This window comes from Amycolatopsis ultiminotia, from assembly GCF_039536925.1.
GTDB classification, from domain to species: Bacteria; Actinomycetota; Actinomycetes; order Mycobacteriales; family Pseudonocardiaceae; genus Amycolatopsis; species Amycolatopsis ultiminotia.
On sequence record NZ_BAAAZN010000001.1, the window covers coordinates 976,115 to 996,458 of the forward strand.

General features: G+C 67.5%; 16 protein-coding genes and 1 pseudogene. 6 read left to right on the forward strand and 11 right to left on the reverse strand.

From position 1 onward, the window contains the following. Window positions 1–17: 17 nt before the first annotated feature. Window positions 18–1,133 carry an AsnC family transcriptional regulator gene (locus ABD793_RS04510; RefSeq protein ID WP_344855576.1) on the forward strand — a complete coding sequence of 372 codons (1,116 nt, stop codon included), beginning with the start codon at window positions 18–20 and terminating at the stop codon, window positions 1,131–1,133. A gap of 407 nt (window positions 1,134–1,540) precedes the next feature. Here ABD793_RS04510 and ABD793_RS04515 read toward each other — a convergent pair whose 3' ends face one another. The 8 genes from ABD793_RS04515 to ABD793_RS04550 all read right to left on the reverse strand — a co-directional run bounded on the left by ABD793_RS04515 (window position 1,541) and on the right by ABD793_RS04550 (window position 12,215). After that, window positions 1,541–2,317 (reverse strand): SMI1/KNR4 family protein, encoded by a 777-nt coding sequence (locus tag ABD793_RS04515; protein ID WP_344855578.1) that lies wholly within the window; start codon window positions 2,315–2,317, stop codon window positions 1,541–1,543. 13 nt (window positions 2,318–2,330) lie between these two features. Beyond that, entirely contained in the window at window positions 2,331–4,406 is a 2,076-nt protein-coding gene (locus tag ABD793_RS04520) for a S9 family peptidase (protein ID WP_344855581.1), read from the reverse strand. Continuing rightward, window positions 4,403–5,752 carry an alpha/beta hydrolase-fold protein gene (locus tag ABD793_RS04525; protein WP_344855584.1) on the reverse strand — a complete coding sequence of 450 codons (1,350 nt, stop codon included), beginning with the start codon at window positions 5,750–5,752 and terminating at the stop codon, window positions 4,403–4,405. The genes ABD793_RS04520 and ABD793_RS04525 overlap by 4 nt, the downstream gene beginning before the upstream one ends. Further along, on the reverse strand, window positions 5,749–7,347 hold the full coding sequence (locus ABD793_RS04530) for a DUF885 domain-containing protein (RefSeq protein WP_344855586.1): 1,599 nt from the start codon (window positions 7,345–7,347) through the stop codon (window positions 5,749–5,751). The genes ABD793_RS04525 and ABD793_RS04530 overlap by 4 nt, the downstream gene beginning before the upstream one ends. After that, window positions 7,344–8,741 (reverse strand): serine hydrolase domain-containing protein, encoded by a 1,398-nt coding sequence (locus ABD793_RS04535; RefSeq protein WP_344855589.1) that lies wholly within the window; start codon window positions 8,739–8,741, stop codon window positions 7,344–7,346. Before ABD793_RS04535 ends, ABD793_RS04530 begins: the two co-directional genes overlap by 4 nt. Next, complete coding sequence (locus ABD793_RS04540; RefSeq protein WP_344855591.1) at window positions 8,738–10,270, reverse strand: amidohydrolase family protein; 1,533 nt, start codon at window positions 10,268–10,270, stop codon at window positions 8,738–8,740. The genes ABD793_RS04535 and ABD793_RS04540 overlap by 4 nt, the downstream gene beginning before the upstream one ends. 566 nt (window positions 10,271–10,836) lie before the next feature. Next, complete coding sequence (locus tag ABD793_RS04545; RefSeq protein ID WP_344855593.1) at window positions 10,837–11,574, reverse strand: hypothetical protein; 738 nt, start codon at window positions 11,572–11,574, stop codon at window positions 10,837–10,839. Beyond that, entirely contained in the window at window positions 11,571–12,215 is a 645-nt protein-coding gene (locus tag ABD793_RS04550) for an RNA polymerase sigma factor (protein ID WP_425548645.1), read from the reverse strand. Before ABD793_RS04550 ends, ABD793_RS04545 begins: the two co-directional genes overlap by 4 nt. A gap of 278 nt (window positions 12,216–12,493) precedes the next feature. On the opposite strand from ABD793_RS04550, the gene ABD793_RS04555 reads away from it, so the two are divergent. After that, window positions 12,494–13,054 carry a hypothetical protein gene (locus ABD793_RS04555; protein WP_344855595.1) on the forward strand — a complete coding sequence of 187 codons (561 nt, stop codon included), beginning with the start codon at window positions 12,494–12,496 and terminating at the stop codon, window positions 13,052–13,054. Window positions 13,055–13,266: 212 nt separating this feature from the next. Then, complete coding sequence (locus ABD793_RS04560; RefSeq protein WP_344855597.1) at window positions 13,267–14,346, forward strand: hypothetical protein; 1,080 nt, start codon at window positions 13,267–13,269, stop codon at window positions 14,344–14,346. Between the two features lie 620 nt (window positions 14,347–14,966). On the opposite strand, the pseudogene ABD793_RS42600 reads toward ABD793_RS04560, so the two are convergent. From ABD793_RS42600 to ABD793_RS04570, 3 genes and pseudogenes are all read right to left on the reverse strand, one after another. Then, window positions 14,967–15,071 (reverse strand): annotated as a pseudogene (locus ABD793_RS42600) (IS5/IS1182 family transposase); the annotation flags it as partial. 156 nt (window positions 15,072–15,227) lie between these two features. After that, window positions 15,228–15,545: a transposase gene (locus ABD793_RS04565; RefSeq protein ID WP_344855788.1), complete on the reverse strand. Its 318-nt coding sequence runs from the start codon at window positions 15,543–15,545 to the stop codon at window positions 15,228–15,230. A 171-nt stretch (window positions 15,546–15,716) separates the two neighbouring features. Next, window positions 15,717–16,058: a hypothetical protein gene (locus ABD793_RS04570; protein WP_344855599.1), complete on the reverse strand. Its 342-nt coding sequence runs from the start codon at window positions 16,056–16,058 to the stop codon at window positions 15,717–15,719. A 610-nt stretch (window positions 16,059–16,668) separates the two neighbouring features. On the opposite strand from ABD793_RS04570, the gene ABD793_RS04575 reads away from it, so the two are divergent. The 3 genes from ABD793_RS04575 to ABD793_RS04585 are packed head-to-tail and all read left to right on the forward strand — an operon-like array spanning window position 16,669 to window position 20,331. Next, a complete protein-coding gene (locus tag ABD793_RS04575) occupies window positions 16,669–17,301 on the forward strand; it encodes a cupin domain-containing protein (protein ID WP_344855601.1) in 633 nt (210 codons plus the stop codon). Continuing rightward, complete coding sequence (locus ABD793_RS04580; protein ID WP_344855603.1) at window positions 17,198–18,904, forward strand: acyl-CoA synthetase; 1,707 nt, start codon at window positions 17,198–17,200, stop codon at window positions 18,902–18,904. Before ABD793_RS04575 ends, ABD793_RS04580 begins: the two co-directional genes overlap by 104 nt. 26 nt (window positions 18,905–18,930) lie before the next feature. Beyond that, complete coding sequence (locus tag ABD793_RS04585) at window positions 18,931–20,331, forward strand: thiolase family protein (protein WP_344855605.1); 1,401 nt, start codon at window positions 18,931–18,933, stop codon at window positions 20,329–20,331. Window positions 20,332–20,344: the final 13 nt, after the last annotated feature.

The following is a 20,344-nucleotide window of genomic DNA, read 5'->3' on the forward strand; positions in this document are numbered from 1 at the left end:
GCGCAGGTCGGCTGGGTATGCCCTCGACGACGTATCCGGACCCCCTGCTCGGATGCACTTCGGGTTGCCGGAGGGCGGAAAGGGTCCTGTCCGGTCGGCGCCGAATATCGGCCATGATGGTCGATATTCAGATTCAGCAGTGCTACCATGTCCGAGTCAAGGAGGTTGATGTGCGCGAGCCTGATGCGCTGGATGAGAAGATCTTCGGATTGCTGGCCGAGAACGGGCGCATGTCCAACCTCGAGGTGGCCGCCAAGGTCGGGGTGTCGGAGAAGACCGTGCGCCAGCGGATCCGCCGGTTGATCGAGCGCGACGGTATGCGCGTGGTGGCCACCATGGACCACAAAGCGCCGCCGTCGCGGCTCATCGTCCTGGTGCGGGTCGAGTCGGGCCAGCGGTTCGTCGTCGCCGACCGGATGGCGTCGATGCCCCAGGTGGATGAGGTCCACCTGACCACTGGAGCTTACGAACTGGTCGTACTGGCGTCGTTCGAATCCGACAGCGACGCTCTCGAGTTCTACGTCCGCCACGTCGAGCAGGGACCTGGAATCGAGGAGTCACTTTCGACGCACGTCGTCGAGACGATCACCGGCAGCACCGCTGCCCGGCCGGACCACTTCGAGCAGTTCGACAAGCAGGCGTCGAGCGCCGGCAGTATGTCCGAACTGCTCGACCTCGCCTGCGACGTGGCCACCGCGTCGCTGGGCGCCGACCGAGTCCACGTGGCCGCCGGGAATGTCTTGCCCGGCGATCCGACGCTGTCTCCGTGGCCGTCCACAATGCGCTGGCGGGGGCTCTCCTCTCGCTACGTCGAGGAAATCCGCGTCAAAGGCCAGGCCGAGGGGATCATCCTGCCCAACATCGTCAAACACAACCAACACGTGTTCGTGGCCGATGCCGCCACCGATCCGCTCCTGCGCTCTGTGGCCGACCTCGTTGTCTCCGAAGGTTTCCACAGCTGGCTGGGCCTGCCGGTGTGCAACGACGACACCCGCAGCGGCACTCTGTGCCTGTACTGGAACAACATCATCACCTACCGGGAAGACCTGGTCCGGCGAGCCCAGGAACTGGCCGACACCCTCGGCAAGCATCTTCCGCGCTATTCGTCCGAGCCATCGGACGTACCGGCCTGAGGTTCCCGGTCGCGTTTGGGCGTACCGGGCTGTGCCGAAGTTTCCGCTACTCCGCTGATGGAGCACCACATCCGATTGCGGAAGGGCGGCCGAAGAAGGAGATTGCCGCATTGGGCAGATTCAGGCCCTGGACCGTCGCCACCGACGGGAAGCTCGCCTCGTGCTGGCCGGCGGACACCCGACTGTGTCACTGACTGCAAAACAAGATTCCGCCGCGGTGGAGTCCGCGGCTGCTCGTGAGCGAACTGGTCCTCCTGCAAACCTCAGTCGGCTGACTCGTCCTCGATGAGCTGCTGATTCGCGGTAGCAGCGTCAGAAGTGCGACCCGCTTCGCCGACGGAACCGACGCGCCGCCGGAGTGGGCTCCCCAGATCGGTCCCAGCACACCACCGTCAGCAGCGACGTGCTCAATCTGACTCGGTGGCAGGCGACGGTGCAACCGTGTTGCCTTCGTTCCGGCAGAAATGGAACAGCTCCGCAAAGTTCGCGAATTGCGATACTTCTCCCTGGTCCGGCTCGTACCGCCAGGCAATCCACTCACCGTCTGCGGCGGGTTCGGCAGGGTCGAGCAACCAGTAATCCTGGCCGCCGGCCACCAGCAGCGACCGCTCGAAGATCGTCACCGGATTCCGGGCGCTGTCGTCCTCCGGGGGCGCACCCCATTCCCCGAAAAAGTCCCCGGCAACGTCGATGGAGATGCCGCCCTCGGCTGTGTCACGGAACCAGGCAAGGCGAGCACACGAGTACAGCTCTTCGATCCACCCGCCGACGCCGGTCCACCCATTGCTGGCCAGCAAGAACCCACGATAGCTGGTCGGAAACCGCACAGCGAGACGATGCTCGGCTGCCGCCACAGCCGCTTCGGTGGCGGGTTCGCATCCCAACCAGCCTGCTGCCCGCTGCTCCGCCGTGCCGCCACCGTGGCCGGGCTCGTCATCCGAGCGCACACACAGTTCACTGTATTCTCGCAGATAGTCACGCCACTCCCGAGCCGTTTTCGGCGGTGCCGAACTGGAGCCCCGACGACCCTCGTGCAGATTGTTCAAACTGCCTTTTCCTCTCGAATCACCAGCCAACTTCGCGGCCGAAACAAGCGTCCCACCAACGCTGCCGACTTGGCACGAGATCCATGCAACATTGCCCTCGCGGGCAACACGAGGTGTCCGCAGAACCAGCTTGGCCACCTGAGGCCCGGTACTACGGCTCCATGGCCGGAGTCGCTGTCCCTTGGCGTTGGTGAGGTTTGTCGATGAGATGTGTGTGGAAGAATTGAGCTGCTTCACGTAGGGCGAATTCGCCGGGGCCGCCTGCGAGCTGGTGGCTCTGGCCTTGCAGGAGAAGCAGCTCGTGATGTTTTCCGGCTTGTACGAGCGCATTCGAGAAACGCATGGTCGTGGCAAGCGGGACGTTCACGTCGTGGGTGCCGTGGATCAGGAGGAGTTCGGGTTCGAACGTGCCGGCGTGGGCGACGACGCCTGCCTCGGCAAAGGCGGCGGGGTCCCCGGAGAGGGGCGCACCCAGTAGCGCTTGGAACCAGTACGGCGGGGTCAGCTCGGGATCGTAGGGACCGGCAGCAGCCACCACCGCGCGATAGATGTCCGGCGCTACGATGCCGCAGCGCGCGGCGAAGTACCCGCCGAAAGAAATGCCGATCGCTCCGGTACGGCTGATGTCGATCCAGGGGTGCTGGTTCGCGAGAGCGCGCAGGGCGGCGACTCGATCCTGGACCCCGAGCGTGCCGAAGCCCTGCGTCGCGGCGGCCTGGAAGTCCCGGCCGCGCCCGGGTGTGCCCCGGGCGTCGAGGACGACTCCGATGAAACCGAGCTGGGCGAACGCTTGCGCGATGCCCGAGAACCCGGTCCATAAGGTGCCGCTCGGCGCCGGCGGATCGGCCCACGACTGCGGGTAGGTGATTGCCTGCGGTCCGCCGTAGACGGAGTCGATCACGGGATACCGGCGTCCGGGGTCGAAATCCGGTGGCAAGTAGAGGACGCCGTGCAAATCGGTGTGGCCGTCCGCGGCCTTGACCCGGAATTCTCGAGGCTCGGCTCGGCCGAGTTCGTCGGCGGCCCGGGTGTCCGCGGCCGTGATCGTGCCGAGGAAATTGCCGTTCAGTTCGCGGACCTCGCTGCGCGGTGGGCGCGTGAGCGCGGAGTGGACGTCGACGAATGCCCGGCCGTCGGGCGCGAGGATGGCGTTGTGCGCGCCGGCCTCCGCGGTGAGTACGGAGAAGGATCCGTCCGGCGCGGTTCGGGCCACGTGAACGTCGTAGGGGCGCTCGGGGTCGCTGCGTACGAGCAGCAGCAGGTGCTGTTCGGCATCGACGCCCACTACCCGGACGACCTGGATTCCCGGCGGAGTGAGCGCCACTCGCTGTCCTGACCCGAGGTCGACCTGATAGAGCCGCAGATCTCCGTCGGCGTCGGAGAGCCACCCGAGCTGTCCCGGGACCGGCAGCGGGGTGAGGATTGCGCCCAGCAGCGGCCCGAGGTAGGGCATGAGCAGCGGGACCTTGTCGCTGGTGAGTGCGCGCACCGTGCCGGTTTCGGCGTCGATGCGGACCAGCTCGATCACCCCGGTTCCGGTCGCCAGGACGGCCAGGAACGCCGCACCGTCGGCCGTCCAGCGCAGGGGGAGCAGGGTGCGGTCGTCGTCGACGAGGTCGGTCCCGGTCAGCGTGCCCGTCGTGGTGTCGACGAACGCGGCGGTGAACCTCGGAACGCCCGATCGTTCGCTGGATATGCGTACGTGATCGGTCGTGACCGGGAAGGTGCGCCAATCCACCAGCGGGTACTCCGGGATCCCGGTCAGGTCGGCGCGGATGCTGAAGACCCGGCGTCCGTCCGGGGACCACACCGGTGGGGCGGGTAGCAGCGTGCTCACCTGCGCGTTGATCCGCCACGGTCGTTCCGCGGTTCCGGAGGTGGTCAACGGGTGCACCGTGGTGTCGTCGAGACGCAGTGCCAGGTTGTGCCCGGCCTCGGTCAGGCGGTGACCGTCCGGGCCGGGTACCTCGAAAACTGCGGGCAGGCCCTCGGCGTCCGGTGGCCGGACGGGCTGCGGCGCCACCGCCGGTACCGGCGGTTCGAGCGACTCGATCCGTCCCGACGCCAGATCCGTGCGGTACCTCGCACCGGCCGGGTCGGTCCAGGTGACGCTGCCGGCACTGAGGTCCTCGACGCGGGACACCAGTCCGCCGGAGCTCAGCTCCCGCCAGCGCAGGAACCGGGTGAATCCGGCGAGCTCGCCGGTACCGAGCTGGCGGGAGGTCATACGGTCTCCTGTGCGGTGAGCGCTGCGGGTGCCCGGAGCAATGCGGCCAGTCCGGGCACGACGACGCGCCGCACGGTGATGTGGTTGTGCCCGCCGGGTTCCTCTCGATACCCGGCGACCGAGTATCCGGCGGCAGCGACCGCGTCCCGGAAGTTGCGGGCCAGGTCGAGCATGGACTGCCCGTTCATGCCCGGTTTCGGGATCGGTGCACACTCCAGCGTCCCGACGGACACGTAGAGGCGGATCGGCGCGGGTCCACGCTCCGCGTACTGCCGGGCCATCCAGCCACCCGGGGATACCGCCGGGTGCTCGTCCTCGCCCGGCGGGGTGAACCACAACGACGGCGAGATCAGCAGCGCCGCGCCGAAGACCTCGGGTCGCTGCAGCGCGGTGAAAGCACTGGCGAGACCTCCGTAACTCTGCCCGCCGACGACGATCTGCGCGGGATCTGACTGCACGCGGTAGCGGCTGCGCAGCCACGGAAGCAGTTCGTCGGCCAGTGCGACCGGCAGGGCCGGGTTGACGTTCATCTCGCTCATCCGGGACGCACTCGTGAGATTGGACCAGAAAGCCACGATCAAGGGCGGCAGCGTGCCGTCCACGATCGCCGCGTCGATCACCTCGTCCACCCGTCCGCTCTTGCGCCAGAGCTCGCCGTCGAGCAGGACCGCGAGCGGGTACTCGGTGCCGGAGTCGTAGCCGGGTGGCAGGTACACCACGACCTCCCGGTCACCGGGGAAGGCGCCACCCGCCAGGACGTGCCGCTCCAGCCTGCCCTGGACCGGTTCGCCGTCGAGGCTGCTGGGTGGTTCGGCGTCCGGCAACGTCAGGATCGACTCCCACCTGTCCTCGCCCGCGGTGCCGTCCGGGTCGCCGCCCAGCAGAGCGGTATAGGGATAGTGCCGGACCGGGTTGAACGGATCCGCTCGCCCGGATTCGAACAACGCACCCATGAACGATTCGAGCCGCTCCCGGTCGGAGATGAGCGCGTGCGCATCCTCCAGGCTGGCGCCGAACGACGGCGGGTCGATCTGGAACTGATAGGGCACGCGGACTCGTGGATCCGCCTCCACCGAGGCGTACCGGACATCGGTGCCCTCGATCCGGCTCATCACCGGCCCGAGGCCGGGTGTGTCCAGCTCGTACGGCCAGAGCTCGCACGAAATCCGCACTGCTGTCGCAGGCTCGAGGTAGACGAAGGTGACCAGGACGCGGTCGCTTCCGTCGATCGGTTCGACGAGCGGACCCCGCGCGGTCTCGAGTTCGGCACGCAACCGGCCGAGCGCGGCGGCCGGCTCGATCCGGTGCTGTGCGGCGAACCGGCTGATCGATGCGCTGCGAATCATGTCCTGTCCTCTCCCGGGGTACCCGCCGGCCCGGGGGCGGTGAGACGCCCGACTCGCTGCTGCATGTGCGGCAGCGGGACGGCACCCGCTCCGAGCATCGCCTCGTGGATGTCGCGGAGGTCTGCCCCGGCGGCACTCCGTGCGGCCTGCCGGAAGCCGAGGTAGCCGGCGCGGTAGGCGAGCGCCTGCGCCGGCAGGTCGGTGGCGTAACGCACGGTCTCGCTGGCGATCTGGACGTCGCTGTCGAGGGTGTTTTCCTGCATGAATGTCCGTGCCTGTGGCAGGTCCCACCAGCCGAGGTTCAACGCGGTGTCCACGACCAGCCGTTGGGTCACGAACCGTTCGTGGGCCAGCCGGCCGTAGGCATCCCAGTCGTCGTCGTAGACGCCCGCGGCCCAGCCCAGATCGGACGCGTACTCGGCCCACCCTTCGCTGAACGCGGCGAACGCCATCGGACTGGCACTCACATGCCGCTGCACCGGGTGCAGCCCCGGGTTCTCGGCTTGGCCGGCCAGGTGCAGGTGGTGACCGGGCACGAGTTCGTGCAGGATCAGCGCGGCCGCTGTCAGCAGCGATCGTTCGGCCAGGCTCGAGCCGTTGAACCGGTAGAGCCCCTGCGGTTCCTCCGGGGCCGGTGGCTGGTAGTAGCCAAAGGTCATCGAGCCTTCGGCCACCGGGTCGAGCCGGCGCACGTCGTAATGCGCACGCGGCAGGGTGCGGAACAGCGACTGCAGCGACGGCTCGATGTGAGCCAGGTGCTTTCGGTAGGTGGCGGCCACGTCCTCTGGCCGTTTCGCGTAGAGGTGCGACTGGGACCGCAGCCACGCGCGGACGCCGGATTCGTCCCGGGGGCCACCGAGACGGGCCCGGATTTCCGCCATCCGCTCGGTGAGCTCGGCACACTGTTCAAGACCGCTCCGGTGCAGCTGCTCCGGCTCGACCGGCAGGGTGGTTTCCCGCCGCACCCACGCGCGGTAGACCTCTTCGCCGCCGGGCTGCGCGGCCACTCCGACCTGGTGGCCTGCGGCTGCTTCCGCTTCGTCGAGTTCGGCGAGCACGTCGGCCGTTGCGGCTTCGACTGCAGGGCTCGCCAGCAGTGCCGGCAGTTCGGTATGCAGTCCTTGCCAGGTGGCTCGGGCACCGGCGTACGCGGGCCGCGGAAGGATGATGCCGCGGGCGCGCTGTCCCCGGAGTACCCCGGCGAGGGACCGGATCCGCTCGGTGAATCCGTCGGTCAGGCGTGCGCGTTCCCGGGCGGGCTGTGGCGCGACCACGTTTTCCGCGATGAGCCGGAATGCCCAGTGCGTCTGGTAAGGAGCGATCAGGTGGACGTGCCACATCTGGTCGGCGCGTTGTGCGTCGGCGATCAGCAGGTGACGCAGCACAGCGGCCAGGTCGGCGTCGGCCGAGGCGTCCTCGGAGGGCACCGCATCCAGCTGTGCGAGCAGGTTGCGTGCCGCCTCGGCACGGGCTTGCTCGGCCGGTTCGTCGACCGGTTCGATGGCCTCGGGTGCCTCACCGGCCCGCGCCGCGTAGTAGGGCTCGCTGCGCTTGAGCTGCGCCCAGTATGAATCGGCGATCTGCCGGACTGTCACGCTTGCTCCTCCACCTTGCGGGCGGCATTGCCGATGACGAGCACCGGAACCCCGGCGTACTCGGCGAACGCCACCGCCGTGGGATAGCTCAGGCCGGGCTGCAGCGGCTGATCGGGCAGGTAGCCGTGGCGGCCGGCGGGCACCAGCTTCGTGGTGAGCCGGTGCCCCGCCAACACCCCCTGCCCGCCCAGGTTGAGGACCAGTTCCCCATCCCCGTCGGTCTGCACCTCGAACCGCGCCGCGCCGCACTCGTACGCGCCGTCCACCCCGGCCGGTACCTCTTCCTGCCGCGGAGCCGGCTGCGGAAGGGCGGGCCGGGAACCGCCGAGCCGCTCGAGGATCCGGCCGGCGCAGTCGACCAGGTCCCCGTAGGCCGAGGGTTTGTTCGTCGCACACGCGAGCGCGACGTCGAGCTCCGGGACCCACCACAGGATCGAGCACCCGGAGAGGTTGAACCCCGGGTGACCGAAGATCGAGTACGTCGGCGTGCGGCTGATGCCTACCCCGAGACCCCATTGATCGGCCGGGAAACCGGTGGCGACGTCCACCACGGGCTCGGTCATCCGGGCAACGGACTCGGCCGACAGGATCCCGCCGCCGTCGTTCTGTGCGCCGGGCAGGAAGTTCCGCGCGAAGCGGACCAGGTCAGCAGCCGTCGCCGCGCAGGTGGAGCCGGCCGGCCCGAGCGCACGCGAGGGAGTCCACGGGCGAATGACCGTCCCGTCCGGGGAAATCCCGACCGCGTACCGCTTGAACAGCAGCCGCTCGACAGTCGTCTCGGTGTCGGTCATCCCGGCCGGGTCGAAGACGTAGTCGCGAACCAGGTCGTCCCAGCACCGGCCGGTGACGACCTCGGCCGCCCGGCCGGCGGCGACACATCCGGCATTGCTGTAGCTGAAGCCCCCGCCGGGCGGGAACAGGTGTGGCAGGCCGGCGAGACCGGCGACGTAGCGGGCCAGCACGTCCGTGCCGTAGCCGAGGTCGGTGAACGGACCGCCGTCGATGCCGGAGGTCATGCTCAGGCAGTGCCGGACAGTGACCTGGCCGGTCGCCGCCGGGTCCGCCAGCCGGAACCCGTCGACGATCTCGCGGATCGGCTGGTCGAGGTCGAGTTTCCCTTCCTCGACCAGGCGGAGCACCAGGGTGGCGTTGAACAGCTTGGTGGTCGACCCGATCTGGACGAGGGACTCCTCGGTCATCGGGATGCCCAGTTCGGGGTTGGCGAGCCCTCGTGCGGCCTGGATGATCCGGTCGCCGGTGAGAACGGCCGCGGTGAAGGCCGCCGTGCCGTGCTCCGCCATGACGTCGTCGACGACGCCGGCCAGATCTGCTTGCGTCAGGCCCGATGCGGGCGCCCGCCCCGCGGTTCCGGTTCCCTCTGTCGCACTGGTCATGCTGATCCGCTCTCCCGGTCGGTGTGGTCGGCGACGATCTCGCGTACGGCGGCGCGCAACTGACCCGCGTCGTAGACGATGCCGTCCTTGATGGTCATGCGGACTCCGCCGGTCCGGAGGCCGTCGTGTCGCGGGGACACGCGGAAGTGGCCGTGTCCATAGAGGACCTTCAAGTTCTCCAGTGGGTTCTCGCCGACCACCAGCAGGTCGGCGAGCTTTCCGGGTTCGATGCTGCCGCGCTCGTCGCCCACGCCGAGCAGCTCGGCACCGTGCAGTGTCGCCGCCCTGATCACCTCCAGCGGGTGGAAGCCGGCCTCACGCAACAACTCCAGCTCGCTGATCGTGCCGAAGCCGTAGAGGTTGTAGACGAAACCGGCGTCCGATCCGACCGTGACCCGGCCACCTCGGTTCTTGTAGTCCTCGACGAACGCCATCCAGCGCAGGTAGTTCCTGCGCCAGGCAACTTCCTGCTCGGTGCCCCAGTCGGACAGGAACGAACCGTGGCGCTGCGGGCTCGGTTCGTAGAACGACCGGAGCTGAGGGGCGGTGTAGGCGGAATGCCACTCCGACGTGCGCACCCGGGCTGCATCGCGGGTCCCGACGTAGACGGTGAAGGTCGGGTCGATCGTGGTGCCAAGGGATACCAGCTCGTCGAGCAGGTCGGTCCAGCGTGGACTGCCCGGTTCCGGGCCCTGCGTCCACACCTCGCCGGCCGCGGCGAACCGGGCAGGCTCGTCGAGGTAGTTGTAGCTGCCCGGATACCGCTGCACGGTGCGATCCCCGTACATCGCCTCCGGCAGACCGTAGAAGTGCTCGATGCTGGTCAGCCCCCAGCGGGCGGTCGTCAGCGCGTTCGTCCGGGCCACCTCCTGCTGTGCGTGGTGGCAGGCGGTGGACAGCCCGACCTGCCGAGCCTCGTGCAACGCGGCCCGGAAGACCTCCGGCGGCGCCCCGAAGAACTTCACGCCGCCGGCGTCGCGTTCCGCGGCACCGGCGATCCACTCGGCTGCCTCTTTCGGGCTGCCGATCGGAGTGCTGCGCCCTTCGCCGAAGAAGACGTACGGAGTGATCCGCGGCGCGGTGATCTCGTTTGCCCGGCTTCGCGCCGCCTCGGCCCGGGTGAAGTCCAGGCCGTTGAAGAACGACCCAGGCTCGCGGATGCTGGTGATCCCGTGCCCCAGCCAGAGTTTGTAGACGTAGTCCGCGTTCGGCACCTGCTGGGCGCTGCCGATGTGCGCGTGGACGTCGACCAGTCCGGGCAGCAGGTACTGACCGGTGAGATCGAGAACGTGGTCCTCCGATCCGTATCCCGGCCACTCCGTCGGTTGGGTCGGCGACGTCGCGTTGCCGACGGTGATCACCTGGGCAATCCGGTTTCCCTCGATGACCACGTCGGCCGGGCCGTAAGCCGGGCCACCGGTTCCGTCGATCACCGTGACACCCTTGAGGATCAGCCGCCGGAACGGGCCGTCGCCTTCGGCCCGCGCGGCTCCTGCCGTGACCGGGAGATCGGACAGCGAGCTGGTCATCGAATTCCTCCTGCATCCCGCACCGGACGTAGCCTGTTGTTCCGGTGCATTCCGCTCCCGTCGTGGTGGCTCTCGCGCAATCGAGCGGCGGGTGGGAGACCATGCCCACCTCACAATTTGAGCGCAGGAGCACATCGATCAGAGGTACCGGCTGCCTCGGCAGCCGACTGAGTCAAGCTATCGGCACTCGCCGGGGCACAGAACAGACGGATGTCGAAGATTCGGGGAGCTCGCTGATACATCGGTCGTCCCGGGCGAGGCTCGTCGGCCAAAGGCGAGGACCCGCGGTCAGGTCGGTCAGGTCGGTCTGGCCGGCTCGGGGGCGGAGGTGCACGGGGGAGACCTCGTGAGCTTCCGCGCCGAGAAGGGCACCTCGGTGTGCCGCCCGCGGGTTCGGTGCTGGGTGAACGGGTGAGTGCAGTGGTCGCGGCAGCGGCTGAGCTGGGCGTGGATGCGGACGCGCAGAGCTCCGCGGGGGAGCTGATCGATTCCGCCCTTCGGGCGACGGCCAGAACGGCGGATTCGCCCAATCGCAGAAGTACCAGCCCGGCTCATCGCAAAGGTGGTCAGCGGAAGGGGCCTTCGATCACCTGGCCGTCTTTGAGGGTGGCCCGGATGTGGTTGGTGGTCGGCTGGCCGCTGCTCTCTGCGAACTTGGTCTTCGCGGCGAAGGTGCCGTCGCGCACGACTGCGGGGGTCACCGAGTTGTCCGGCCCCACGAGCGACACCGCGGTCACCTCGCTGGTCACGATTCCGAAGTGGACGGACCCGGCGACCGGAGAGCCCCAATTCCACGAGCTGAGGTAGTCGAACGGACGCGCCGCGGTGAGATCGCCGTACACGTGGCGGCGCGTGTCGACGCCACCCTCGATTCTGGTGGCCTTGCCGTTCTTGAGTACACAGACCGCCGCGTACTCGTCGCTGCGGATGACCAGGAAACCATTCTCCGCATCGAGGTCAAATCGCACGCCCGGCCGCCAGCTTGCCGGATCCGGCACATCCTGGCCGGCCTGAACACACTCCCTGACCAGGTGCAGGTCCCCGGGGTTGACCGGTTGCCCGGCTCCGGGGGAGCCGGCGCCGGTCACGTTGTCCTGGCCCCGGTCACGGAACTGCGGGAGTACGATCGCGAGCCCGACGGCGAGCGCAACCACCGACGCGGCCACGGCCGACGGTGCGCGCAACATCCTGGATCGGCTGCCGGAAGCCCGCGTCTCCAACTGCGGCTCGATCTCGGCCCACAACCGGTTCCGCAGGCTCTCGGGCATAGGTCGTGGCTCCGGCAGGTCATCGGGATCGTTCATCGCCCCTCCTCACTGCCTGCCGGTTCGGTGCCCGTGCCAATGTCGCGCAGCGAACTTCGCAGCTTAGTGCGGGCGCGGGAGATCCGCGCCCGCACGCTGACCTCGGCGATCCTCAGCACCTGGGCGGCCTCGGCGGTAGACAGCTCACCGAGCAGGCACAGTTCGACGGCCCGCCGTTCCCCCTTGGGCAGCTTGCTCACGGCGTCAAGCACCCGGCGCAGCCGGCTGTCCGCGTCGGCCGCGTCGGCGACGTCGTCGGCATGGTCGCGCGCGGTGTCGTTGAGCGGGAGCCGCGTCAGCATCCGGGAAAACCGGCCCTGCCGGCGGTATTCGTGGCGGGCCAAGTTGCTGGTCACGGTGAACAGCCACGGTCGCGCGCTGGAGTTGACCAGTATCAAGTCGGACAGCTTCTGCCACGCGGTGAGGAACGTCGCGGAGGTGAGGTCCTCGGCCGATGCCCAGGAGCCGGTCAGCCGGTAGGCGTAGTTCCACACGGCCTCGGCATGCCGCCTGTACAGCTCGCCGAACGCGGCACCATTCCCGCGCGCTGCCTGCTCCCACAGCGTCTGGTCGTCACTCGGCGGACGAGCTTGGCGGGCCGCGTCACTGCCTTGTCCAGCACGCGTTTCTGGTCGCCGCACCCACTCTCCAGCCGTCGTCTCCGGGTTGTTGTCCCACTCGACTCGACAGTGCTCTCGAGACGGGACCTCAGCCGTGCCGCGAGGAACGCAGCATGCTCCCGTCGGATACTAGCCGCGGAAACGGCCGTCGATCACCTGTCGATCTTCGATGTCGTGACGTGGGTCACTAACGCAACACTAGCGGGCCGGTCGGGAACACACCGGGCATGACAACGAACAAGTGGGCTCTCCCGTTGGCGGTAGCAGCCGCGATCGCCACGCTCATCGCCGGTGGCGCGGTGGCGAACGCGTCGATTCCCGACGCGGGCCCGACCGTCAACGCCGCCGCGGGCAGTGCGGTCCGGTCCGCGGTTGAGACCTCCGATGACGAGATCACCAGGGAGTGTGTTCAGGCAGGTCAGGATGTGCCGGATCCGGCAAGCTGGCGGCCGGGCGTGCGGTTTGACCTCGATGCGGAGAATGGTTTCCTGGTGATCCGCAATGACGAGTACGCGGCGGTCTGTCTCGTCAAGAACGGCAAGGGCACAGGCATCGCGGGTGGCGTCGACACGCGCCGCCACGTGTACGGCGATCTCACCGCGGCGCGTCCGTTCGACTACCTCAGCTCGTGGAACGAAGGCTTTCCGGCCACCGGGTCCGTCCACTTCGGAATCGCGAGCAGCGAGGTGACCGCGGTGTCGCTCGTGGGGCCGGACAACTCGGTGACCCCCGCAGTCGTGCGTGACGGCACCTTCGCCGCGAAGAGCGCGTTTCCGGAATCGGTCGACGAGCCGACCACCAACTATGTCCGGGCCACTCTCAAAGACGGCCAGGTGATCGAAGGCCCCTTCCGAAGCTGATATACGACGCGGTTCGCGAGATGATCTCCTTCATACCGGGGCGTACCGGTGCCATCCGGGAAGACGCTCCAGGCCAGCCGCTTCATGTGCCCCGTCCGGTGGGCCAACAGGACGGGGTGGCACCGACCGGCCCTGATCCGGAACAGGGGCAGAACGGGAACCAGCTGTGGCCATCGCGACTGGCCCGCTTCCGCATACTCGCCCAGCCGGCCGTGATCGTGTTGACCGTCCGGGCCCTTGGCCTGCTTGTCACCTGGGTGATGTGTGCCGCCAACCACCGCGCTTTCGACATCGAAGCCTGGGACGGCCACTTCTACCTCGGCATAGCCGACTACGGCTACAGCGGATTCGACCCCTCCGTCACCTACGACTCGCAGGGCGAATACTTCCCCTCCGCGCCGATGGCGTTCTTCCCGGGCTACCCCCTGGCCGTGCGCCTGTCGGGTCTGTACTTCGGCGGGCACCTCCTGGCTGCCGCGCTCACCCTGTCGCTCGCGACGTCGATCGCCGCCGGGTACGGGGTGGCGCGTCTCGCCCGGCACCTCGGGGCCGGGCGGCGCGGCCAGCTGGTCGCGGTCGCACTCACCGCCGGGGCGCCGATGTCCGTGGTGTACGCCATGCCCTACCCCGAGGCGCTGCTCGTTGCGCTCGCTGCCTGGACGCTCGTTGCCATCCTTGAACACCGCTGGGTCCTGGCCGGGCTCGGCGCCGCGGCGGCCGGGCTCACCTCACCCATGGCAGGCCCGCTGATCCCGGTGGTGATGGTGGCCGGGTTGATCCACCTGTTCCGCGTCCGCACGCACCGGATCGCGGCCGTGGTCGCGGTTGCGGTCGCCCCGCTCGGAATGCTCGGCTACCTGCTGTGGGTGAGTCTGGTCTCCGGCGTGCCCGGCGGGTATTTCGGGATCACCGAGCGCGCGTGGGGTAACCACGTCGACTTCGGCGCAACCACCGCCCGTTGGGTACTCGACACGGTGACCACCTCGCGGGATGCGTTCCCGGTGCTGACCGCGGCCGTGATCATCGCCGCCGTCGTCGCCACCGTGCGGACCCGGATGCCGTGGCCGGTCTGGCTTTACACCGCCGGCACCGTCGCACTGGTTGTCGCGCACTCCGGGCTCATCCAGGACCGGGTGCGGCTGCTGCTGTCCGCATTCCCGCTGCTCATTGTCGCCGCGATCCGGTTCTCCCGCTGGCGCGGGCGCACGACTGTGTTCGCCGTGAGCGGCGTGGTGCTGGCCGGACTGTGGTTCGGCGCCCATTCGCTCGGCGTCTGGCCCTACAGCATTTGACACGGAAGGACCGAAACCCTCTCCGCGGAAAATTCGACCGCGCCTATCCCCACCGCCTACCGAGGGACCCGGCCCGGTGGTAGACGCGAGGCACGGTTCCGGTGGAAGACCATTCCAACCCGGCCCGGCCGGAAGGCTACTGGTGCCGTCCGATCGCGGAACCCTATTCGGGTTACCTCACTACGTCGTCTTTCCCAACGAGCTCGCGCTACTGTGCTGCACCGGAACTCGCGCGGCCGGTAACCCGGCCGCGCGACCCTGGGTGGTGACGTCGTCGTTCAAGGTTGCGCTGGCGGCCGTTCCCTTGGCGGTGCTGTTGTTCCGCGCCGTCCTGGACCACCTTCCCGGCGTGTTCCATCGCCGCCCGAACCGCAGCGGCCCTCGACGTACGCGCCTACAGCGCAGGTTGACCGTGCCAACAACATGAAGATCAGGCCTGCCAGAACCACCGCAGTAACCGGCGAGAACCTCCGGGCGCTCCCTCGCCGCGAAGCGCCCGCCCTCGGGAAACTCCGACCAGCGCACGACGTGCGAGTTGTCCCGCTCGGCGAAGGTCCGGAGAGTCAGGCAATGGTGCGTTCGATGCCCCAGCGGTGTCGTCAGAGTTTCTCGCCGGATTAGATGCCTTTGCGGGCGATACGCGGGATGATGCCGCGCCGGCGTAGCAAGTCGCGCAGCGCGGGGATGTTGTTGGCCCTGTCGGCGTGGAGTTGTGCAGGTTCACGGGCCTCGTCGTGAGCGGATGACGGGGCTCACGTTGACCAGTGACCGTCGTGCGACCCTGTCATGAGTGTTTCAAGCCCGATGTAACGCGGTCGACGGAGTGCGGTCCGGTCAGCCCCGGAAAACCCTCACGGCCCGATCTCCCCTGTCTTCGACGGCTACTGCCCCGAACCACCCAACCGAACCACACGTAGATCAACAGAGCCCTTTTTCGCCCTGACCGACGCTGCGTCGAGGACCACCAGGGAGCAGTCGATCGTCCCGTGACTGCCGAGTTCGTCCAGGACTGCGTGGTGCAGCTGCTGCCACAAGCTGGCCTCGGTCCATGCGGTGAAGGTCGGGTGTGCAGTCGGCACGGTCACGCCGAACGAGGGTGCGAGATGCCGCCACGCGCAGTCAATGCTCAGCGCGAACACGATCGCCGTGAACACCGCCCGCGGATCAGTCCGGGAACGACCACCACCCTGCGGCCGCAGGGATCGACGGCTCCATCAGCACCCACAACTCGTCCCGATCGTGCGGATGTCGTTGCAACGTGCGCCAGTGCTGGACGTCAAAAGCCGGATTGAGAGGCTCCGCCGGCAGGTGCAGGTCGCTTCAAATATTGCTCAATCACGACCACAGGTCGAGCTGAAGCGCCCGTTCAATTAGTCGCCCCAGATTTGATGGAGGACGTCGACCTTGGCGATGAACATTTCATCCAGGAGTTCCACAGGAAGCCGACCGGAGTGATCAGCGGCTTGATAATCCGCCCTTATGGCGGCCCCTTCGGGGGACTCCATCAATAATTTCTCGGCAGCATCAAATTCGTCGCTCTCTCCTTCGTGGCTGACTGCCCACACGAACTGGTTCGTAGACCTGTCCACGAAGGCGAAGAGCACCTCGAACCCATACTGTCGCCGCACGGGCAACACCAGATGCCAACGATTGACAAAGCCTTCCAGCTCATCCGACTTGACCTGATAACGCCGAAGCTGCACGGTTGGCATAAACCAAACGTCCTTCCCGAATTCCGGACATAAGAGGTGCACGCGCGTCCTGCCCGAGGGCTGAGCACGTCGCGAAAGTCCACCCACGGCGTGGCGCGGTGCGTTGCATCCACCACGCCATCGAGCCGACCGTAGCGGTCTTCGCTCGCCGCTGTCAACGAATATTTAGTAGACCGTCACCGCGAAGCTCCCTGGCTTGGCCGGCGCTTGCAGCCTCCGATGATCGCCCCCCAAGTAGGGCGCCAAAGGCCCGCTCAGCAAGACTCAACCCCGGGAACTGACCCGCTTGTTCGAGCTCCTGACCTGGATAAAGACGCACGTCGGCCGCCCCGAGCACCCCTGGAGAGAAGAAGAGGCCCCGAGGCAAGATGGGTGCCCGACCGGGGCCGGGCAGTGCATCTTCCTCTCGGGCCGAGGCTTGACGGCACCGTGTCACCCCGTGTTAAGTAAACGCTAAATAAGTGATGATCAGCCACGTCGCCCGGGCTTTCCCTGGACTGTGGGGCGAGGAGACACGCGGTCGAGCGCGGGTCGCACCGCTTCGTCGGATGTGGAACGACACCGGCCCGCACGCGAGGATTCTGGTCGTCCCGGTTGAGCGAAAGGAGAGATGAAAGACATGGGAATTGTTCCGTGGAGAAGGGTTCTGCTCGGGGAGATCGAGACCGGAATATCGAAGTTTGAAATTGCGGAGGTCGAGTCCACGGACCCGGATGGTTTCGGCGCGGCGCACATTTGGGGCTACGACGAAACCCCGACCTTGCCCTATTATCCGGACGAGCCGTACAAGGTTCGCAGCGTGTTGGCCAATCCTGGCGGTCTGCGAGTGTTCGGCGCACACTTCCCCCCGCTGTCGCGATTGGCGGAGATGAAGTGGTCGCCGGCCGCCCCGGAGCAGAAGAAGCTCCTTGACGCGCAGCCCAGCGGGATCCATTGGTATGACGGCGTCGGCTTTGGGTGCTTTCATTCCCACGACAGTATTGCCATCGATACGGTTGTCAGCGGAACGATCGCGGTCGAGGCGTCCGATGGAACCCGCGAAATCCTGAAGCAGGGCGACGTCGTCTTCTTTTGTGGTTCGAACCACAGGTGGCAAGTGATCTCCGAGGAGTCGTGCACCGTAGTCGTCACGGAATTTCATGCGCCGCGCCGCCAGGGCGAAGAACCGTCCGGAACGATGGACGACGTGCGGAAGCGTATCGCTGCGCTGGCAAACGAATCAGAAGCCCGGCACGAACACTGACGCAATCCCAGTCCGTCGAGGTTTCCTTCCAAAAGAACAGAGAGAGGGAATCGTGTACCTGACCCAAGGTCTGCACCGATCGCTCCGACAGAGCCCGAACGCGCCCGCCACGATTTTCGGCAAGCGGGTGCGCACCTTCGCCGAGCAAGCCGACCGGGTCGCCCGGTTGGCCGGGGCGCTGCGGGAGCTCGGAGTGGTCGACGGCGAGCGGGTGGGCATCCTGTCGCACAACTCCGACAGATATCTTGAAGCGCTCCTTGCCGTGCCGTGGGCCAACGGGGTGCTCAACCCGGTCAACTTCCGCTGGAGCGCAGCCGAGATCGGCTACTCCCTGACGGAGTCCGAAACCGGGATCCTCCTGGTCGATGACACCTTCGCCCCGATGGTTGCCGCATTGCGCCAGGAATATGAGGGCCTGCGTGCCGTGGTCCACATGGGCGACGGGCCGCCGCCGCTCGAAGGCGCCCTCGGATTCGAAGATCTGATCGCCGCGACTGCGCCGCTCACCGACTCGGTGCGTGGCGGCGCGGCGCTCGCCGGCCTGTTCTACACCGGTGGCACGACCGGATTCCCGAAAGGGGTCATGCTCAGCCACGCGAACATCCTGATCTCCGCGCTCGGCAGCCAGGCCACCTGCCCCTTCGTCGTTCCGCACGGGCGTGCGTTGCACGTCGCGCCGATGTTCCACCTCGCCGACCTCGCGATCTGGGTGGCGCACTCGATGGTCGGGGGCGCGCACGTGGTACTTCCCGCCTTCGACCCGCCAACGGTCATGGCTGCCATCGACGAGCACAGTGTCACCAATGTCGTGCTGGTGCCCAGCATGATCCAGATGCTGGTGGACCACCCGCAGCTGGCGCAATACGACCTGTCGAGCGTGCGTGCCATCGTCTACGGTGCCGAGCCGATCACCGAGGTTCTGCTCAAGCGGGCGATGCACGCCTTCCCCCAGGCAGACTTCGTGCAGTGCTACGGAATGACCGAGCTCGCTCCCGTGGCCACGATGCTGTCAGGGAAGGAACACCGCGAGGGATCACGATTGCGTTCGGCCGGCCGCGCGGTGGCGCACGCCGAGGTGCGGGTGGTCGACAAGGAAGACAACGAGGTGCCACGGGGCACGGTCGGCGAGGTCGTCGTGCGCGGTGGCCACGTAATGCTCGGTTACTGGAAAAAGCCCGAAGCGACGGCCAAGGCGTTGCGCGACGGATGGATGCACACCGGCGACGGCGGCTACATGGACGACGAGGGCTACCTCTTCATCGCCGACCGGATCAAGGACATGATCATTTCGGGCGGCGAGAATGTCTACGCGGCCGAGGTCGAGAACGCCGTCACCAAGCACCCAGCCGTCGCGGCCTGCGCGGTGATCGGGGTCCCGGATGACCGCTGGGGTGAGCGAGTGCACGCGGTCGTGGTGCTCAAACCCGGGGCGCAGACGCCGACCGACGAGGAAATCCGCGAGCACAGCAAGGGACTGATAGCGGGATACAAGTCGCCACGCAGTGTGGAGTTCGTCGACGCTCTTCCGGTCTCCGGGACGGGCAAGATCGACAAGCGCAAGCTGAGCGCGCCGTACTGGCCCGACTCCGATAGGGCTCATTGACGCTCGAGACGCCCAGGTGTTGACCGGTGATCGACACCTGGCGCACGACGTCCTCCCACGCTCGAATCCGAAGACGCAATTCTTCGATCCGGATCTGGCGACCGGAATCCGGTAAGCCGCGCGGCTACGAAAGGCAACTGATGACTGCAACTGGGGACGTCTTCATCCTGGGCATCGCAAGCACACCCGCTGGTCGCTTTCCCGACCGATCGTTCCTCGACCTGTGTCGCAACGTGGTCATCGGGGTTGGCGAAGACGCCGGCTTCGCCGATCTGCCGGTCGAGCGCGCGTGGTTCTCGAGCGTGTTGATGGACTTCTGGGGCCAGCGTGCGTGCCGCGGCCAGGAAGTCCTCACTCCGCTGTGCGATGAAGGCTTGCTGCCGCACGGTCTGTGCATCCAGAACGTGGAGGCCGGATGCGCCAGCGGGACGACGGCGTTCTTCGGGGCCCTGAGCGACGTCCTGTCCGGCGAGGCAGAGGTCGCGCTCGCCGTGGGGGTCGAGAAAATGAACCATCCGACACGGCCACGGGGAGACATCCTCGCATGGATCGAAGGCACCGCGGGCCAGCTTGACGCAGAGTACTTCTACGCCCCACATCGCAAGCTCGCCGCCGAACTCGACGTCAGCTTCAGTCCCGGCGAAGAGGGCCGGTCGATCGCCATGGATGTCTACGCCCTGTGGGCCCAGGCTCACAAACAGGCCTTCGGGACCACGGACCAGCAGATCGCCGCCGCGGCCGCGAAGAATCACACCAATGCCGTGGACAACCCCCGGGCCCAATACCGATTCCCGATGACCATCGAGGAGGTACTCGCCGACAGAATGGTCACCCAGCCGCTCACACGCGCCATGTGTGCCCCGACGGGTGACGCAGCCGCGGCGGTCCTGGTGTGCTCACGCACGTACCTGGAAAAACAGTCCCGCGCCGTGCGTGAGCGTGCGTTGCCGATTCTCGGGCATTCCGCCTGTGGCGGTCGGCGATGGTCGTTGTTCGAGGATGACCGTGCGGCCGCTCGGGCAGCCGGACGCGCCTACCAGAGGGCGGGGATCGGGCCGCCGGATCTGGACCTGGTAGAGCTGCACGACGCCACCTCGATAGCGGAGATTCTTCTGGTCGAGGATCTGGGCCTCTGCGCCCGAGGGCAGGGCGGATCATTCACCGCATCGGGCGCAACGGCACACGACGGGGAGATCCCGGTGAATACGTCGGGCGGCCTCGTGTCCCGCGGTCATCCGATCGGTGCGACGGGAATCATGATGCTCAACGAGGTGGCCTTGCAGCTGCGTGGCGAAGCCGAGGCACTGCAACTGCCCCGCGCGCGGGTCGGGCTCGCGGAGAACGGAGGCGGGATCGTAGGTCAGGACAACGCCGTCTCCGCGGTCACGATTCTTGGGGCTCCCGCTCGTCCGGGGCGGTCGCGGTGAGCCGAAAAGGCGG

What these genes read in the sequence shown, in the direction of transcription:
- ABD793_RS04540 (WP_344855591.1), bottom strand. Translation starts at nt 10,270, where the DNA reads ATGACCAGCTCGCTGTCCGATCTCCCGGTCACGGCAGGAGCCGCGCGG.
- ABD793_RS04580 (WP_344855603.1), top strand. Translation starts at nt 17,198, where the DNA reads ATGCGCCGCGCCGCCAGGGCGAAGAACCGTCCGGAACGATGGACGACG.
- ABD793_RS04545 (WP_344855593.1), bottom strand. Translation starts at nt 11,574, where the DNA reads ATGAACGATCCCGATGACCTGCCGGAGCCACGACCTATGCCCGAGAGC.
- ABD793_RS04575 (WP_344855601.1), top strand. Translation starts at nt 16,669, where the DNA reads ATGAAAGACATGGGAATTGTTCCGTGGAGAAGGGTTCTGCTCGGGGAG.
- ABD793_RS04535 (WP_344855589.1), bottom strand. Translation starts at nt 8,741, where the DNA reads ATGACCAGTGCGACAGAGGGAACCGGAACCGCGGGGCGGGCGCCCGCA.
- ABD793_RS04520 (WP_344855581.1), bottom strand. Translation starts at nt 4,406, where the DNA reads ATGACCTCCCGCCAGCTCGGTACCGGCGAGCTCGCCGGATTCACCCGG.
- ABD793_RS04525 (WP_344855584.1), bottom strand. Translation starts at nt 5,752, where the DNA reads ATGATTCGCAGCGCATCGATCAGCCGGTTCGCCGCACAGCACCGGATC.
- ABD793_RS04570 (WP_344855599.1), bottom strand. Translation starts at nt 16,058, where the DNA reads ATGCCAACCGTGCAGCTTCGGCGTTATCAGGTCAAGTCGGATGAGCTG.
- ABD793_RS04510 (WP_344855576.1), top strand. Translation starts at nt 18, where the DNA reads ATGCCCTCGACGACGTATCCGGACCCCCTGCTCGGATGCACTTCGGGT.